At 64.9% G+C, this 16,358-nt stretch carries 14 protein-coding genes; 12 read left to right on the plus strand and 2 right to left on the minus strand.

What is annotated here, in order from left to right; genetic code table 11:
* The first annotated feature begins 633 nt into the window (after positions 1 to 633).
* Positions 634 to 2,358, plus strand: a complete 1,725-nt coding sequence (ilvD, locus tag OC450_RS29585) for a dihydroxy-acid dehydratase (RefSeq protein WP_211386301.1) — start codon at positions 634 to 636, stop codon at positions 2,356 to 2,358.
* Positions 2,345 to 3,169 carry a tetratricopeptide repeat protein gene (locus tag OC450_RS29590; RefSeq protein WP_262049179.1) on the plus strand — a complete coding sequence of 275 codons (825 nt, stop codon included), beginning with the start codon at positions 2,345 to 2,347 and terminating at the stop codon, positions 3,167 to 3,169. Before ilvD ends, OC450_RS29590 begins: the two co-directional genes overlap by 14 nt.
* A 55-nt stretch (positions 3,170 to 3,224) precedes the next feature.
* Here OC450_RS29590 and xth read toward each other — a convergent pair whose 3' ends face one another.
* Positions 3,225 to 4,022 carry an exodeoxyribonuclease III gene (gene xth / locus OC450_RS29595; RefSeq protein WP_262049180.1) on the minus strand — a complete coding sequence of 266 codons (798 nt, stop codon included), beginning with the start codon at positions 4,020 to 4,022 and terminating at the stop codon, positions 3,225 to 3,227.
* A gap of 133 nt (positions 4,023 to 4,155) precedes the next feature.
* Between xth and OC450_RS29600 the strand changes: the two genes are divergently transcribed.
* Positions 4,156 to 6,486, plus strand: coding sequence for an ATP-binding protein (locus OC450_RS29600; RefSeq protein WP_262049181.1), 2,331 nt, complete (start codon positions 4,156 to 4,158; stop codon positions 6,484 to 6,486).
* 4 nt (positions 6,487 to 6,490) lie between these two features.
* Here the strand turns inward: OC450_RS29600 and erpA are convergent, their stop codons facing one another.
* Positions 6,491 to 6,820, minus strand: a complete 330-nt coding sequence (gene erpA / locus OC450_RS29605) for an iron-sulfur cluster insertion protein ErpA (protein ID WP_014495044.1) — start codon at positions 6,818 to 6,820, stop codon at positions 6,491 to 6,493.
* Between the two features lie 136 nt (positions 6,821 to 6,956).
* Between erpA and OC450_RS29610 the strand changes: the two genes are divergently transcribed.
* The 9 genes from OC450_RS29610 (at position 6,957) to tatC (ending at position 16,188) form a co-directional block, all read left to right on the plus strand.
* On the plus strand, positions 6,957 to 8,165 hold the full coding sequence (locus OC450_RS29610; protein WP_211386305.1) for a deoxyguanosinetriphosphate triphosphohydrolase: 1,209 nt from the start codon (positions 6,957 to 6,959) through the stop codon (positions 8,163 to 8,165).
* A gap of 9 nt (positions 8,166 to 8,174) precedes the next feature.
* Entirely contained in the window at positions 8,175 to 9,965 is a 1,791-nt protein-coding gene (gene argS, locus OC450_RS29615) for an arginine--tRNA ligase (protein WP_262049182.1), read from the plus strand.
* 141 nt (positions 9,966 to 10,106) lie between these two features.
* The gene (locus OC450_RS29620; protein ID WP_211386307.1) at positions 10,107 to 11,681 is read left to right on the plus strand and encodes an SPOR domain-containing protein; all 1,575 of its coding nucleotides are present in this window, start codon (positions 10,107 to 10,109) and stop codon (positions 11,679 to 11,681) included.
* Between the two features lie 46 nt (positions 11,682 to 11,727).
* Positions 11,728 to 12,756 carry a beta-N-acetylhexosaminidase gene (gene nagZ, locus OC450_RS29625; protein WP_262049183.1) on the plus strand — a complete coding sequence of 343 codons (1,029 nt, stop codon included), beginning with the start codon at positions 11,728 to 11,730 and terminating at the stop codon, positions 12,754 to 12,756.
* Positions 12,753 to 13,592, plus strand: coding sequence for a segregation and condensation protein A (locus OC450_RS29630; RefSeq protein WP_211386309.1), 840 nt, complete (start codon positions 12,753 to 12,755; stop codon positions 13,590 to 13,592). Before nagZ ends, OC450_RS29630 begins: the two co-directional genes overlap by 4 nt.
* Before the next feature lie 21 nt (positions 13,593 to 13,613).
* Entirely contained in the window at positions 13,614 to 14,366 is a 753-nt protein-coding gene (scpB, locus tag OC450_RS29635; RefSeq protein WP_211386310.1) for an SMC-Scp complex subunit ScpB, read from the plus strand.
* A 167-nt stretch (positions 14,367 to 14,533) separates the two neighbouring features.
* Positions 14,534 to 14,767, plus strand: coding sequence for a twin-arginine translocase TatA/TatE family subunit (locus OC450_RS29640; RefSeq protein ID WP_074120659.1), 234 nt, complete (start codon positions 14,534 to 14,536; stop codon positions 14,765 to 14,767).
* Positions 14,768 to 14,857: 90 nt separating this feature from the next.
* Entirely contained in the window at positions 14,858 to 15,382 is a 525-nt protein-coding gene (tatB, locus tag OC450_RS29645) for a Sec-independent protein translocase protein TatB (protein WP_211386311.1), read from the plus strand.
* On the plus strand, positions 15,379 to 16,188 hold the full coding sequence (gene tatC / locus OC450_RS29650; protein ID WP_211386312.1) for a twin-arginine translocase subunit TatC: 810 nt from the start codon (positions 15,379 to 15,381) through the stop codon (positions 16,186 to 16,188). Before tatB ends, tatC begins: the two co-directional genes overlap by 4 nt.
* Positions 16,189 to 16,358: the final 170 nt, after the last annotated feature.

Genomic DNA, 16,358 nt, shown 5'->3' on the forward strand with positions numbered 1-16,358 from the left:
CGGCATAAGCCGTCCAACCACTGCGCAGGGAAGGCCGAGTGATTGGCTACACCTGCATGCTGCTGTGCGGTTCTTTTGCGCTACATCTTCGCGCAGCGGACCGCGGGTGCCAGCCGGCACCCGGCCTTCCCTGCGCCCTCTTGGCTTGGAGAGGGTGGAGTGACCAAGCAAAGCTCGGGCGAATTGCGCCGCGAGGATGCGAAGCCGTATCTGCAAGTCGAAATGTGTTCGGAGGACTGCGATGGCGCCCCTTGCTCCGCCATTGCGATGTGTAAAGGCGAATACGCCGACTCACCTCGCCTGGCGCAATCGTCGAGCCGGATGGGGGCGCAATGCGCTGGCACGAAATCTCAAGTTGTAGAGCGTCACCCCAGCAAGAGGTATCTCGGTAAGCCAATTCGTGTCTTCCGGGTCACGATTGTGCCGTCCATGCCACACTGATCGCGGATTTAACCCATATCTCCGTCCGTTCGTATCGGCGCCGCTTTTTAGCCACACCTGAACATGAATAAAATAACTCGAATGTTTGGCGGCAGCGGTGGTCTTGGAAGGCGACGGGAAATCCCAAGGTCGATTCAAATCTTGGCTCTGATTTTTCGGGTCTGAAAGGGTTGGCCGGGGAAACTGGTTGCGATGGACGCGAAGACCGACATCAAGCAGAGGCTGCCGAGCCGTCACGTGACGGAAGGGCCAACGCGCGCGCCCCATCGCTCCTACTTCTACGCCATGGGCCTGACTACCGCGCAGATCCACCAGCCTTTCGTCGGCGTCGCTTCCTGCTGGAACGAGGCCGCGCCCTGCAACATTTCCCTGATGCGCCAGGCCCAGGCCGTGAAGAAGGGCGTGGCTTCCGCTGGCGGCACGCCGCGCGAATTCTGCACCATCACCGTGACCGACGGCATCGCCATGGGCCATGACGGCATGCGCTCCTCGCTGCCGTCGCGCGAATGCATCGCCGACTCGGTCGAGCTAACTGTCCGCGGCCACGCCTATGACGCCCTCGTGGGCCTCGCCGGCTGCGACAAGTCGCTGCCGGGCATGATGATGGCGATGGTCCGCCTCAACGTTCCCTCGATCTTCATCTATGGCGGCTCGATCCTGCCCGGCAATTTCCGGGGCCAGCAGGTCACCGTGCAGGACATGTTCGAAGCTGTCGGCAAGCACTCGGTCGGCGCCATGTCGGACGAGGACCTCGACGAAATCGAGCGCGTGGCCTGCCCGTCGGCGGGCGCCTGCGGCGCGCAGTTCACCGCCAACACCATGGCGACCGTCTCCGAGGCGATCGGCCTGGCGCTGCCGTATTCGGCCGGCGCTCCGGCGCCGTATGAAATCCGCGACGCTTTCTGCATGACCGCGGGCGAGCAGGTCATGGATCTGATCGCCCGAAACATCCGGCCGCGCGACATCGTCACCCGCAAGGCGCTGGAGAATGCGGCCGCCGTTGTCGCCGCCTCGGGTGGCTCGACCAATGCTGCACTGCACCTACCGGCAATCGCGCATGAGTGCGGCATCAAGTTCGACCTGTTCGATGTCGCCGAAATCTTCAAAAAGACACCATATGTCGCGGATTTGAAGCCGGGCGGCCGTTATGTCGCCAAAGACATGTTTGAAGTAGGTGGCATACCGCTTCTGATGAAGACGCTGCTCGACAATGGATTTCTCCACGGTGACTGCCTCACCGTCACCGGTCGAACGATCGCCGAAAACCTCAAGAGCGTGAAATGGAATCCGCACCAGGACGTGGTGCACCCGGCAGACAAACCCATCACCGTCACGGGCGGTGTGGTCGGTCTGAAGGGCAATTTGGCGCCAGAAGGTGCGATCGTGAAAGTCGCGGGAATGTCCAACCTCAGGTTTACCGGTCCGGCCAGGTGCTTTGACCGTGAGGAGGATGCTTTCGAGGCGGTCCAGAAGCGTACCTACCGCGAAGGCGAAGTCATCGTGATCCGCTACGAGGGGCCGAAGGGCGGTCCCGGCATGCGGGAAATGCTCCAGACCACCGCGGCGCTGACCGGCCAGGGCATGGGCGGCAAGATCGCGCTCATCACCGACGGCCGCTTCTCCGGCGCCACCCGCGGCTTCTGCATCGGCCATGTCGGGCCGGAAGCCGCCATCGGCGGTCCCATCGGCCTGCTCGAAGACGGCGACATCATCGAGATCGACGCGGTGGCCGGGACCCTTAACGTAAAATTGAGCGACCAGGAACTGGTCCAGCGCAAGACCAAATGGAGCGCTCGCGCGACTAACCACACGACGGGCGCGCTCTGGAAATATGCTCAGCAGGTTGGACCAGCGGTCGGTGGGGCAGTCACCCATCCGGGCGGCGCGCACGAGAAACAGTGCTATGCGGATATCTAGGCGTACCATAGTTGCGTTTGTGTTGGGGGCCGGCGCGCTGGCCGCGCCGGCGCTCGCCTTTGACGGCGCACCTGTCAGCCCGAAGGATGCGACCATCCCGGTGGTCACGACCTTGCCGGGCGCAGCGGGCAAGGTGCGCAATGTGCCGCCGGCGGCCGTGCCCCAGGAAACCTCGCTCAGCGCCCTGCAATACGCCGCCGAAGGTGGCCACCCGATCGCGCAGTGGAAGCTCGGCCGCATGTACGCCAATGGCGACGGCGTCGCTCAGGACGACGTGCGCGCCTTCGAATATTTCAGCCGGATCGCCAACGCGCATGCCGAGGACAGCCCGTCGGCGCCGCAGGCGCAGGTCGTGGCCAACGCCTTCGTCGCGCTCGGCCGTTATTATCTCGCCGGCATCCCGAACTCGAAGATCAAGGCCGATCCGGACCGGGCGCGGGAGATGTTCTCCTACGCGGCGTCCTATTTCGGCAATGCGGATGCGCAATACGATCTCGCCCGGCTGTACCTGAAGACCCCGGACGCCTCGCGCGAGGATTTCCGCTATGGCGCGCGCTGGCTTGGCCTCGCGGCCCAGAAGGGCCAGCACGAGGCGCAGGCGCTGCTCGGTCAGATGCTGTTCAACGGCGACCGCCTGCCGCGGCAGGCCGCCCGCGGTCTGATGTGGCTGACGCTCGCGCGTGACAGCGCCGGGACCGACGAGGTCTGGATCAAGGAAAGCTACAACCGCGCCTTCTCCAAGGCCTCCGACGACGACCGCGCCATGTGCCTGCAAATGCTGGAACAGTGGGTGCAGGGCCGCCGCGAATAGCTCGGTTCCGGTGGGCATAGGCGCGCAAGCGCCGTGCCCACCATCCGTTCGGTGGTTACGCCGCCTCGAGATCCAGATCCGCCCATACCGGCACGTGGTCCGACGGCTTCTCCCAAGCCCGCACATAGCTGTCGATTCCGACATTGGAGAGCTTGTCGCTGGCCTGCGGCGACAACAGCAGGTGATCGATCCGCAGGCCATGGTTCTTCTGCCAGGCGCCGGCCTGATAGTCCCAGAAGGTGTAGAGCCCGGGCTCGTCGGTGACGGCGCGCAAGGCATCGGTCAGGCCGAGGCCGAGCAGTGACTGAAAGCTCTCCCGTGTCTCGGCCTTGAACAGGGCGTCCTCGGTCCAGGCGGCGGGATTGTGGACGTCGCGGGCATGCGGGATGACGTTGAAGTCGCCTGCGAGGATCAGCGGCTCCTCGGTCTTGAGGCGCTCCTTCGAATATTCAAGAAGCCGCGACATCCATTTGAGCTTGTAGGGATATTTCTCGGTCCCGACCGGGTTGCCATTGGGCAGATAGAGGCAGGCGATGCGCAACACCCCGCGCTTGAGCGTCACCACGCCTTCGAGGAAGCGGGCATGGGCGTCCTCGTCGTCGCCGGCCAGCCCCGACTTGGTCTCGTCGAACCGGAGCTTCGAGAGCAGGGCGACACCGTTGAAGGTCTTCTGTCCGTGGGTGACTACGTTGTAGCCGAGCGCCTCGATCTCCAGCCGCGGGAAGGCCTCGTCGACGCATTTGATCTCCTGGAGGCAGACGATGTCCGGCTGGCACTCCTTCAGCCAGCTCAGCAGGAGATCGATCCGCTGCCGAACCGAGTTCACGTTCCAGGTGGCAATTCTGATGGGCATGTCGGCGGCTCCGGGCAGGGGCCATGGTTAGAACAAAATGCAAACGCGCCCGTCAAGGACGCCGCAAAATCTCCCACAAAATTAACCCGGCTTAAGCCCGCCCCGGGCCATTGATACCAAAAAGGTTTTTCGAATGGGATGGCCGGACAAATCCATGAAGCGAACCGAACCGCGCAGCGGCCTGATCGGCGCGTTTCTGTATTGGCTCGGCGGCTACGAGATCGAGGAGGGCCTGACCGCCGATCTCAGCGAGCGCGAGCTGCGCCGCATCCGCGCCAAGCAGATCGACGCGGTGACGCGGCTGATTCCGGTGACGATGGCCGTCACCATGCTCAACGTCGCCATCGTGCTGATCCTGTTCTGGGGCCGGGGCTGGAACGACTTCCTCGCAATCTGGGGCGTGACGCTCGCCGCCGTCGCCCTCGTCGCGTTCCGGTCATGGCAGCGATCGCACGCGAGCCCCCCGCAGGAAGCCTCGCCGCATGCCGCGCGGCAGATGCTGCGGCAGGCATTCTTCCTCGCCGCGATCTGGGGCACGTTGCCGCTCGCGCTGTTCAGCCGCGTCGAGCCGACCAGCCAGCTCATCCTGGCCTGCCTGATGGTGGGCATGATGTCCGGCGGCGCCTTCACGCTGTCGACCTTCCCGCGCGCCGGCTTCGCCTATCTCGCCACCATGACGATCGCCTGCGCCGGTGCGCTGTTCGTGTGCGGGACGGGGCCGTATCTGGTGACGGCGGTGTTCCTGCTGCTGTTCGCGTTCTTCATGGCGCGCAACATCGTCTCGCAGGGCAATTTGTTTCTCGGCAATCTCAAGGCCCGGCTCGAGCTCGAACGGCAGACCGAGATCATCTCGCTGCTGCTGAAGGATTTTCAGGAGAACGCCAGCGACTGGCTGTGGCAGACGGATGCCGAAGGACATCTCACCGACGTGCCCCAACGCTTCGCCGACGTCGCGCAATTGCCGCTTCCGCTCCTGAAGGGATCGCTCTTCGCCGACGTGCTCGACATGCTCTGTCCCGAGGACAAGGCGGCCGCCTACAACATCGTCGGCCTGATGGAGCATGCCGAGCCGCTGCACGAGATGAACCTCAAGGTCGTTGCCGGCGGCGAGGCGCGGCTGTGGTCGCTGACCGCGAAGCCGGCCTATGACCGCGACGGCCAGTTTCTCGGCTATCGCGGCTTCGGGCGCGACGTCACCGAGCGCTGGCGCGCGGAAAAGGCCGAGGCCGAAAGCCGCGCCAAGTCCGATTTCCTGGCGGTGATGAGCCACGAGATCCGCACCCCGATGAACGGCGTGCTCGGGCTCGCCAGCATGCTGCTGGAGACCAGGCTCGATCCTGAGCAGCACGAGGCCGTCACCACGATCCGGGAGTCCGGCGACAATCTCCAGCGCATCCTCAATGACATCCTCGATCTCTCCAAGCTCGAGGCCGGGCGCTTCGCGTTCGAGGCGATCGATTTTGCACCGCAGTCGCTGGTCGAAGCGGTCGCAACCGTCGTGCGCGCGAGCGCCAAGAGCAAAGGATTGGCGGTCAAGGTCGAGCTCGATCCGACCCTGCCGCCGACGCTGCGCGGCGACGTCGCGCGCATCCGCCAGGTGCTGCTCAACCTTGCTTCCAACGCGGTGAAGTTCACCGATGAGGGCGAGGTGACGATATCCGCGACCTGCCAGGCGCGCCGCGATCTGCTCGCGACCGTCGAATGGACGGTGACCGACAGCGGCATCGGCATCGCTCCGGAGAAGCTCGACAAGCTCTTCAGTGACTTCGCGCAGGCCGACGCCTCGATCAGCCGCCGCTTCGGCGGCACCGGGCTTGGGCTTGCGATCTCCCGGCGCATCATCGAGCAGATGGGCGGCACCATCGGCGTCACCTCGACGCCGGGCGAGGGCTCGACCTTCCGCTTCACGCTGGTGCTGCCCTGGAGCCAGGCGCAGGCCTCCGACCTGGCGGACGGCCGCGATGAGGCCGACGAGCTCAAGGCGCGTATCGCCGGGCTCGACCGGCCGCTGAAGGTGCTGGTCGCGGAGGACGACGCCGTCAACCGGATGGTCGTGAGCAAGATGCTCGGCGGTTTCGATGTCGAGCTGCGTGTCGTCACCGACGGCGTCGAGGCCGTCGCCGCGGTTTCCGAGGTCGATTACGACATCGTGCTGATGGACGTGCGCATGCCCGACATGGACGGCTTGGCCGCGACCCGTGCGATCCGCGCGCAAGGCGGGCGCTACGCGACGTTGCCAATCACCGCGCTGACCGCCAACGCGTTTCCCGAGGACGTGAGGATCTGCCGCGAGGCAGGCATGTCCGATTTCCTGGCAAAGCCGCTGCGCAAGCCGGCGCTGGTCGCGGCATTGCTGCGTGCGCTGGACGGCCACACGATGCCTGATGAGGCGCCGCTTCAGCCGGAACTGATTCCGGTCGAGGCGGATTGGACGGACGAGGAAAGGCAGATGACCGGCGCGTAGCCGGTCAGATCGAGAAGCTGGTCCCGCAGCCGCAGGACGCCGTCGCGTTCGGATTGTTGACGCGGAACGAAGCGCCGATCAGGTCGTCGACGAAATCGACCTGCGAGCCCGCCAAGAACGGCTGGGAGGCGGAATCGACCAGGACCACCGCATTCTCCTGCTCGATCACGAGATCGTCGTCGGTGCGGTCGCGGTCGATGTCGAACTTGTACTGGAATCCCGAGCAGCCGCCGCCCTCGACGGAGATGCGCAGCATCGCGCCAGAACCTTCGCCCTTGAGGATCTCCCCAATCCGGCGTGCGGCGCGGTCACTGATGGTCACGTCAGTCGTCATAGCTCGTCTCCGATAGTCCCGCGGTCATACCAAATTCACTTGTCAGGATCACTTGCCCAATTCATTTGGTATCCCGCGTCCGGCATAGTTAAGTGCAAGGATACGCAGAATCAAATGGATAGGGACTAAATTCGCCGTGTCCGTCGGAATGGCTGCCCCCCGCGCGCCCTATGCCTGCGATCCCGATCGCAGCCGCGGCCGGCTGGTCGCCGAGCCGCCGAGCCGGACCCGCAGCCCGTTCCGGCGGGATTGCGACCGGGTGATCCATTCGACCGCGTTCCGCCGCCTGAAGTACAAGACCCAGGTGTTCGTGTTCCACGAGGGCGACCACTACCGCACCCGGCTGACCCATTCGCTGGAGGTGGCACAGATCGCGCGCGCACTCGCCCGGCAGCTTGGGCTGGACGAGGACCTCACGGAGACGCTGGCGCTCGCCCACGACCTTGGCCATCCGCCCTTTGGGCATGCCGGCGAGCGGGCGCTGGACGCCTGCCTGAACGGTTTTGGCGGCTTCGACCACAACGCCCAGACGCTCCGCGTCGTCGCGGCGCTGGAGCACCGCTATCCCGAGTTCGACGGACTCAACCTGACCTGGGAGTCGCTGGAGGGCATCGTCAAGCACAACGGCCCGCTGACCGATCGCAACGGCGCGCCGGTCGGGCGCTATCGCGAGCACGGCATTCCCGTCGGGATCGCCGACTACGTCAAGGCCTACGATCTCGAACTGTGGAGCTTCGCCTCGCTGGAAGCACAGGTCGCCGCGATCGCCGACGACATCGCTTATGATGCCCACGACATCGACGACGGCCTGCGCGCCGGCCTGTTCCATCTCGACGATCTCAAGGCGATGCCGCTCACGGCCGAGATCATCGCCGAGACGTCCGCGCACTATCCAGATCTCGAAGACGTCAGGCGCGGGGCCGAGCTGGTGCGCGAACTGATCTCGCATCTGATCGGCGCCGTGTTTGCAGAGGCGCAGAAGAACCTCGCCGTCGTCAAGCCGCAATCGGCCCGGGACGTGCGCCAGCAGAGCCGGGCGCTGATCGCGTTCCCCGCCGCAGTCGCGGAGGAGGAGGCTGCCATCAAGCGCTTCCTCTACCAGCACATGTACCGCCACAAGCGGGTAATGCGGGTGATGGGGGAGGCGGAGCAGATCCTGTTCGACCTGTTCGCGAAATACCTGAAGGTGCCGGCCGAGCTGCCGCCAGAATGGCTGCTGGGGGCGGAGGCGGACAACGCGGGCGACCGGGCTCGCCGGATCGGCAATTTCATCGCCGGAATGACCGACCGTTTCGCCCTGACCGAGCACCAGCGGCTCTTTGACTCGACCCCGGATTTGCGTTAGGCGGCGCCCATGCCCGACACATCCTCATCCCTGCACCTGTTCGCCGACGTGCTCGCGCGCGTGCACGCCGCCTGCCGCGCGCTCGCGGTGGATGCCAGCTGGCCCGAGGGCATCGATTTCTCGCGCGTGGTGGTCGAGCCGCCGCGCGACGCCTCCCATGGCGACATGGCGACCAATGCCGCCATGGTGCTTGCGAAAGAGGCAAAGGCGAAGCCCCGCGACCTCGCCGAGCAGATCGCCGAACGGCTGCGCGCCGATGCGCTGATCGCCAAGGTCGACATCGCCGGTCCCGGTTTCATCAATTTGACGCTCAGGCCGGCCGCATGGGCCGAGGCGTTGCGCACGGTGCTGCGCGAGGGCGCCGATTACGGCCGCGTCCGCGGCGGCTCCAAGGTCAATGTCGAATACGTCTCGGCCAATCCGACCGGACCGATGCATGTCGGCCATTGCCGCGGTGCCGTGTTCGGCGACGCGCTCGCGAGCCTGCTCCAGTTCGGCGGCCACGACGTCACGCGCGAATATTACATCAACGACGCCGGCGCCCAGGTCGACGTGCTCGCGCGCTCAGCATTTCTCCGGTATCGCGAGGCGCTCGGCGAGGACATCGGCGCGATCCCGGAAGGGCTCTATCCCGGCGACTATCTGAAGCCGGTCGGGCAGGCGCTAGCCAGGGAGCATGGCGACAAGCTGCTCGCGATGAGCGAGGCGCAATGGCTGCCGACGGTGCGCGCCAAGGCGATCGCGATGATGATGGACGAGATCAAGGATGATCTCGCCGCCCTCAACATCCGCCACGACGTGTTCTTCTCCGAGCGCACGCTGATAGAGACCGGGGACAACAAGGTCGCCGAGACCATCGATTTCCTGAAGGCCAAGGGCGACATCTACGAAGGCCGCCTGCCGCCTCCGAAGGGCGCGCCGGTCGAGGATTGGGAAGACCGCGAGCAGCTGCTGTTCAAGGCGACCGCCTACGGCGACGACGTCGATCGGCCGCTGATCAAGTCGGACAATTCCTACACCTACTTCGCCTCCGACATCGCCTACCACAAGAACAAGTTCGACCGCGGTTTTGCGGAGATGATCGACGTCTGGGGCGCCGACCATGGCGGCTACATCAAGCGGATGCAGGCGGCGGTGAAGGCGACGACGTCCGGCAAGGGCGCGCTCGACGTCAAGATCGTCCAGCTCGTGAAGTTGCTGCGCAATGGCGAGCCGGTGAAAATGTCGAAGCGAAGCGGGGACTTCGTCACCTTGCGTGAGGTGGTGGATGAAGTCGGTCAGGACGCCGTGCGCTTCATGATGCTCTACCGCAAGAACGACGCGGTGCTCGACTTCGACCTCGCCAAGGTCATGGAACAGTCGCGTGACAACCCGGTGTTCTACGTCCAGTACGGCCACGCCCGCGGCCACTCGATCTTCCGGAATGCGCGTACCGAGGTGTTCCCGGAACTCCCGGAGGACTCAGGCAAGCGCGTTGCATGGCTGCGTGAGTCGGCGGTGGAACGGCTGTCTGATCCGGTGGAACTCGACCTTCTTAAGCGCCTCGCAATTTATCCGCGCATGCTGGAAGCGGCCGCCAGTGCCCATGAGCCGCACCGAATTGCGTTCTATCTCTATGAGTTAGCCAGTGAATTTCATGCGCTTTGGACGAAGGGGCGCGATTTGCCCTATTTACGCTTCATTATCAATAATGATGCAGAGCTAACGAAGGCGCGGCTGGCCATGGTCCAGGGCGTCGTCTCCGTCCTGGCATCGGGCCTCGCCATCCTCGGCGTCCATGCTCCGGACGAGATGCGGTAGTTTGGGGCGAACTACTTAAGGGGAATTTTGGGGGTAACCGGCAGAAGCCGGATCACTTAGACTTGGTTGAAAGCCTTGTGGGTCGAAAGCCGTGCCTTGGTCGAGGGGCGCGCGGCTTTCCCGAAGGGACGCATCATCACGATGGCCGAACGATATCAGGACAGACCGTTTCCTTCCGATGACTACGGTCGCGGTGGCGACCAGCATGGCAAGGCGGAAAATGATCCCCTAGCCGAACTTGCCCGCCTGATCGGACAGACCGATCCCTTCGCAGCGCAGGGACGGCCCGGTACCCGCACGCCGGCGGCGCCAGCGCCGGCCCAGAGCTATCAGGACGACGACTATTCGCAGGACGATGACCAGCAGGACTATGCCGAGCAGGCGTCGCCGCCTCCGGCCGGGCCGCCCTCATGGATGCGGCGCGCCAACGTGCAGCCGCAGCCGGCACCCGAACCCGACTATCCGGTCTCTGTGAACCCGGTTCATCCATTGCATCGCTATTCGGCCCAGCCGACCGCGCCCGAGCCTGATTTTCATCAGCCGCAAGCCTATCAGGATCACGCATATCAGGATCAGGCTTATCAAGCTCAGGCCTATCAAGGGCATGCTCGCCAGCAACATGATCAGGCTTATCAGGAGCATGCCTATCAGGAGCTGCATCAGCAGCCCGATCCGGCGCGCTACGATGATGCGCTCTACGGACGGCTGGAGGCGGGCGAGCAGGACTACCAGCGCGATCCGGCCTATCCGGACGATCCCTACGCGTTCCAGAGCGATTATCCCGAAGCAGATCTCGACGAGCCGAAGAAGCAGCGCGGCGGCATGATGACCGTCGCGGCGATTCTCGCGCTCGCCGTGGTAGGCACTGGCGCGGCCTTCGCCTACAAGACCTATGTGGGCTCGCCCCGCAGCGGCGAGCCGCCGATCATCAAGGCCGACAACACCCCGACCAAGATCGTGCCTGCGCCGACGGATTCCTCGGCCAAGGTGCCGGATCGCATGGTCAGCGGCGATGGCACCGAGAAGATCGTGCCGCGCGAGGAGGCGCCTGTCGACGTCAACGCCAAGGCGGGCGGTCCCCGCGTGGTGTTCCCGCCGCTGAACCAGAATGCGAATCCGCCTCCGGTGGCGAGCGTTTCGCCGTCCATGGTTCCATTACAAAGCGCCGGCACAAACGCGAGCAACGGGACCCTGCCGAACAATTCGCCGCGCCCGATCAGGACTGTGGCCGTGAAGGGTGATCAGACCGATAGCACCGCGCCACAATCGGCTGCGGCCAAGCCGGCAACTGCACCAAAGCCGGTCGCTGCCCCGGCCGCGCCGCGCAATCCGCCGACCTCGGCCAATGCCAGCGCCAACCAGCCGATGTCGCTGGCTCCGCAGGCGGCGCCGGCTGAACCGCCGCAGCGGATGGCTGCGACCAATCCGACGCAAATTGCGCCCCCCAGCAGCGGTGGCGGCGGCTATGTCGTGCAGGTCTCCTCGCAGCAGACGGAAGACAGCGCCCACGCCTCCTATCGCGTGCTTCAGAGCAAGTATGGCAGCGTGCTGGGCTCCCGCTCGCCGGTGATCAAGCGGGTCGATCTCACCGACAAGGGCAAGGGAATCGTCTACCGCGCTTTCGCAGGGCCCTATGGTTCGGCTGAGGAAGCGACGCAGGCCTGCAACAGCCTGAAGTCCGCAGGCCTGTCCGCCTGCTTCGTCCAGAGGAATTAACGGCCGTTTCCTTGACCCCCTCGCGGGGCAGGGTTAATCGGCCCTTATGAGCACGCGGGCCTTCATTACGGGCGTATCCGGAACGGAACTGACCGCCGCCGAGCGGGAGTTTATCCGCAGCGAGCGCCCATGGGGCTTCATCCTCTTCAAGCGCAATGTCGAGACGCCGGCACAAGTTGCTGCACTCGTTGCTGAATTGCGTGCGGTTTCCGAAGCCGCCGACGCGCCGGTCCTGATCGATCAAGAGGGCGGTCGGGTGCAGCGGCTGGGGCCGCCACATTGGCCGGTCTATCCGCCGGGCGCCATTTTCGCGGGTCTGTACAACACTGATTCGGCGCTTGGGCTGACTGCGGCGCGCCTGAGTGCCCGCCTGATCGCGGCCGATCTCGCCGAACTCGGCATTACCGTGGATTGCTTGCCGTTGGCTGACGTACCGGTGGCGGGTGCCGATGCCGTGATCGGAAATCGGGCCTATGGCACTGAGCCCGGCAAGGTCGCGGCGATCGCCCGCGCGGTCACCGAGGGCCTGGAGCAGGGCGGCGTGCTGCCGGTCCTCAAGCACATTCCCGGCCATGGCCGCGCCACGGCCGACACCCATTTCAAGCTGCCGACGGTCGATACGCCACGGGATGAGTTGGAGCGGACCGACTTCGCAGCCTTCAAGCCGCTGGCGGATTTGCCGATGGCCATGACTGCACATGTTGTGTTTAGCGCGGTCGACCCCGCCCATCCGGCGACGACATCTGCGACAATGATCGCTCAGGTGATTCGCGGCGCAATCGGGTTCCAGGGTTTGTTGATGAGTGATGACGTGTCGATGAACGCGCTGTCGGGGAATATCGCGGAGCGGACCCGCGCCATCTTCGCGGCCGGCTGCGACATGGCCCTGCATTGCAACGGCAACATCGAGGAGATGCGCGAGGTCGCCGGCCAGACCCCTGAACTGTCGGGCAGGGCGCTGCAGCGGGCGAATGCTGCGCTCGCGGCGCGCAGAGAGCCGCAGCCGTTCGACCGGGCGGCCGCGCGCGCCGAACTGGACGCATTGATCGCACGGGCAAACACGGCATCCGCATGACCGCAGAAATCCTATCGTTTGAAACCGGGCGGCCCGCAGAGCTTGCCGAGGGTGAGCCGGCGTTGGTGGTGGACGTCGAGGGCTATGAGGGCCCGCTCGACCTGCTGCTCGCACTGGCGCGGCAGCAGAAGGTCGACCTCGCCAAGATCTCCATCCTGGCGCTGGCCGACCAATATCTCCACTTCATCGAAGCCGCGCGAAAAATCCGGCTGGAGCTCGCTGCCGACTACCTCGTCATGGCAGCCTGGCTTGCCTTCCTGAAATCGCGCCTGCTGCTGCCGGAGCCGCCGAGCGCGGAAGGTCCGAGCGCGGAAGAGATGGCGACCGCGCTCGCCAACCGTCTGCGCCGGCTGGAAGCCATTCGCGAAGCCGCCAACCGGCTGATGAACAGGCCGCAATTGCAGCGCGACATCTTCCCGCGCGGCGAGCCCGAACGGATCGCCGAGATCAAGCATCCGAAATACACCGCGACACTTTACGACCTGCTCACGGCCTACGCCGCGCAGCGTCAGTCGCGCGTGCTGGCGAGTGTGCATCTGGCCAAGCGCACGGTGTGGTCGCTCGCCGAGGCGCGCGCGACGCTGGAGCGGCTGGTCGGCAGCATCAGCGAACAGGACGACTGGGGCGTTCTCGACGATTTCCTGATCAGACACGTCGCCGATCCGACCCAGCGTGCGACGGTGTTCGCCTCGAGTTTCGCCGCTGCGCTCGAGCTGGTGCGCGAGGGGCAGCTCGAGCTGAACCAGAAAGAGGCATTTGCGCCCATCTACTTCCGGAAGGGGCGTCCCAAGCCGGTCCCGGACGCAGCTCCTGCGCCTGATGCGCCGGTCGCTTAAGTGCAAGAAGGAGAATCTGCCATGGCAAGCCTGGCTGAAGTGCGGGTAGAAGAGGCCGAGCCGATGGAGAGCGAGTCCCAGGCACGTCCCGAGGAATTGCGGCTGCTGGAAGCGCTGCTGTTCGCTTCGAACGAACCGCTGGATACCGCGACGCTGGCCAAGCGCATGCCCGAGGGCGTGGACGTGAAGGCTGCGCTCGAGCAGCTGCAGGCGGACTATGCCTTGCGCGGCGTGAATCTGGTGCGGGTTGCCAACAAATGGACCTTCCGCACCGCGGGCGATCTCGCCTGGCTGATGACCCGCGAAAGCACCGAGACCCGCCGCCTGTCGCGGGCCGCGATCGAGGTGCTGGCGATCATCGCCTATCACCAGCCGGTGACGCGCGCCGAGATCGAAGAGATCCGCGGCGTCGTCACGTCGAAGGGCACGCTCGACGTGCTGCTGGAGACCGGCTGGATCAAGCCGCGCGGCCGGCGCAAGACGCCCGGCCGTCCCTTGACCTTCGGAACCACCGAGGACTTCCTGTCGCAGTTCACCCTGGAACAGCTCGGCGACCTGCCGGGCCTGGAGGAACTGAAGGGCACGGGCCTGCTGGATTCGCGCCTGCCGACCGGATTCAGCGTGCCGACGCCGTCGGATGACCCGCAGTTGCGCGAGGACGAGGATCCGCTCGAACCGGGCGAGGACCTTGATCTGGCGCTGGCGCCTGCGGTGGAGCCCGAGACGCCGCCGGAAGGCGGCAATGAGGGTGGCGAGGGCGGCCGCGAGGACTGACGTTGCAGCATTTTTGCGTCCCCCTGCGACCAGTTAACACTAGCAAGATTACGTAGTGCCAACAGCGAATTGGCGCTGCCTTGGTCCTTGTTTTTGACACCCGCCAAGCCTAGGTTTCGGTGAAGATCGGCCGGGTCCCCGGCCATGCGCGTTTGGAGGGTTGCAGGATGGGTTCACTCAGCATTTGGCACTGGATCCTGGTGATCGCAGTGGTCCTGCTGCTGTTCGGTCGCGGCAAGATTTCGGATCTGATGGGCGACGTGGCACAGGGCATCAAGGCGTTCAAGAAGGGCATGCAGGACGACGACAAGGTCGCCGACAAGCCCGAGCCGGCCAAGTCCATCGAGCACAATGCCGCCCCGACCGCGGCACGGTCCGACGTCGGCAGCAAGGCCGTCTGAGCCAGAGAGCACGCGAGACGCGGGTAGAGCGGCCCCGATCCTGCGCGCGAGGGATTGGGCCGGCTGCGGCTGGCGTGAACGGAAGACCTCATGTTCGACATCGGGTGGAGTGAACTGGTCCTGATCGGGGTCGTGGCCCTGGTCGCCATCGGCCCGAAAGAGCTGCCGGGCGTGCTGCGCATGGTCGGGCAGTGGATGGGCAAGGCCCGCAAGATGGCCGCCGAATTCCAGGGCCAGTTCCAGGAAGCGATGCGCGAGGCCGAGATGGCCGACCTCAAGAAGAGCTTTGACGAGGTCAAGGAAGCCGCCTCCGGCTTCGCCGGCAACAATCTGATGACCTCGCTCCAGAAGGACGTCAGCGACGCGCTCCGCGTCGATGCGCTCGACAAGCCGGCCGAGACGCCGGCCATCGCCGCTGTCGAATCGCCCGTGACTATTGAAGCGCCGGCGACACCGACGACACCGGAAGCGCCGACACCGGAAACCTTCGTGGAAGCGGAAGCCCATGCGGCGGTGAACGAGCCGCTCGCCATCACCCGTGAGGTCGAGCAGGCGTCGGTCGTTGCGCAGGACACCGCGCCATCCGAAGCGATCAAGGACGCCAAAGCGTCATGAGCGACGCCGATATCGAGGCCAGCAAAGCCCCATTGATGGACCATCTGATCGAGCTGCGGTCGCGGCTGATCAAGGCGCTGCTCGGCTTCGGCCTGGCCTTCATCTTCTGCTTCTTCTTCGCCAAGCAGATCTACAACGTGCTGGTCTGGCCGTTCGTGTGGGTCGCGGGTCCCGAGAATTCCAAGTTCATCTACACCGCGCTGCTGGAATATTTCATCACCCAGCTCAAGCTCGCTTTGTTCGGGGCCGGCTTCATCTCGTTCCCGATCATCGCGACCCAGATCTACAAGTTCGTCGCGCCGGGCCTGTACAAGCACGAGAAGAGCGCCTTCGTACCGTATCTGGTCGCGACACCGTTCTTCTTCGTGCTGGGTGCGGCGCTGGTCTATTTCGTCGTGCTGCCGATGCTGGTCCGCTTCTCACTCGGCATGCAACAGGCCGGCAGCGACGAGACCGCGCAGATTCAACTGCTGCCCAAGGTCGGCGAATATCTGTCGCTGATGATGTCGCTGATCTTCGCCTTCGGCATCGCCTTCCAGCTTCCGGTGATCCTGACACTGCTCGGCCGCATCGGCATCGTCACGGCAAAAATGCTGCGCGAGAAGCGCCGCTATTTCATCGTCGTCGCCTTCGTGATCGCGGCCGTGCTGACGCCGCCCGACATACTCAGCCAGTGCTCGCTCGCGATCCCGTTGCTCTTGCTCTACGAGGGCTCGATCATCGCGGTGGCGATGGTGGAGAAGAAGGCTGCGGCGTCGCAGACCACCGGCACCGACGTGTCGACGCCGGCCAATCCGGCCGAATAAGGCGCGACGCCTCCGTCATTCCCCGCGAATGCGGGGAATCCGGTATGCCGTGCTCTCTCGGAGAATCACCGCCGTCTTCGGAATACTGGATCGCCCGCTTTCGCGGGCGATGACAGAGTGCTAGGGGAAACCCAGCCATTTGCATGAATGCAAATCAAGGATTTGCATGT

It is taken from the genome of Bradyrhizobium sp. Bra78 (assembly GCF_024519855.1).
Lineage (GTDB): Bacteria > Pseudomonadota > Alphaproteobacteria > Rhizobiales > Xanthobacteraceae > Bradyrhizobium > Bradyrhizobium japonicum_G.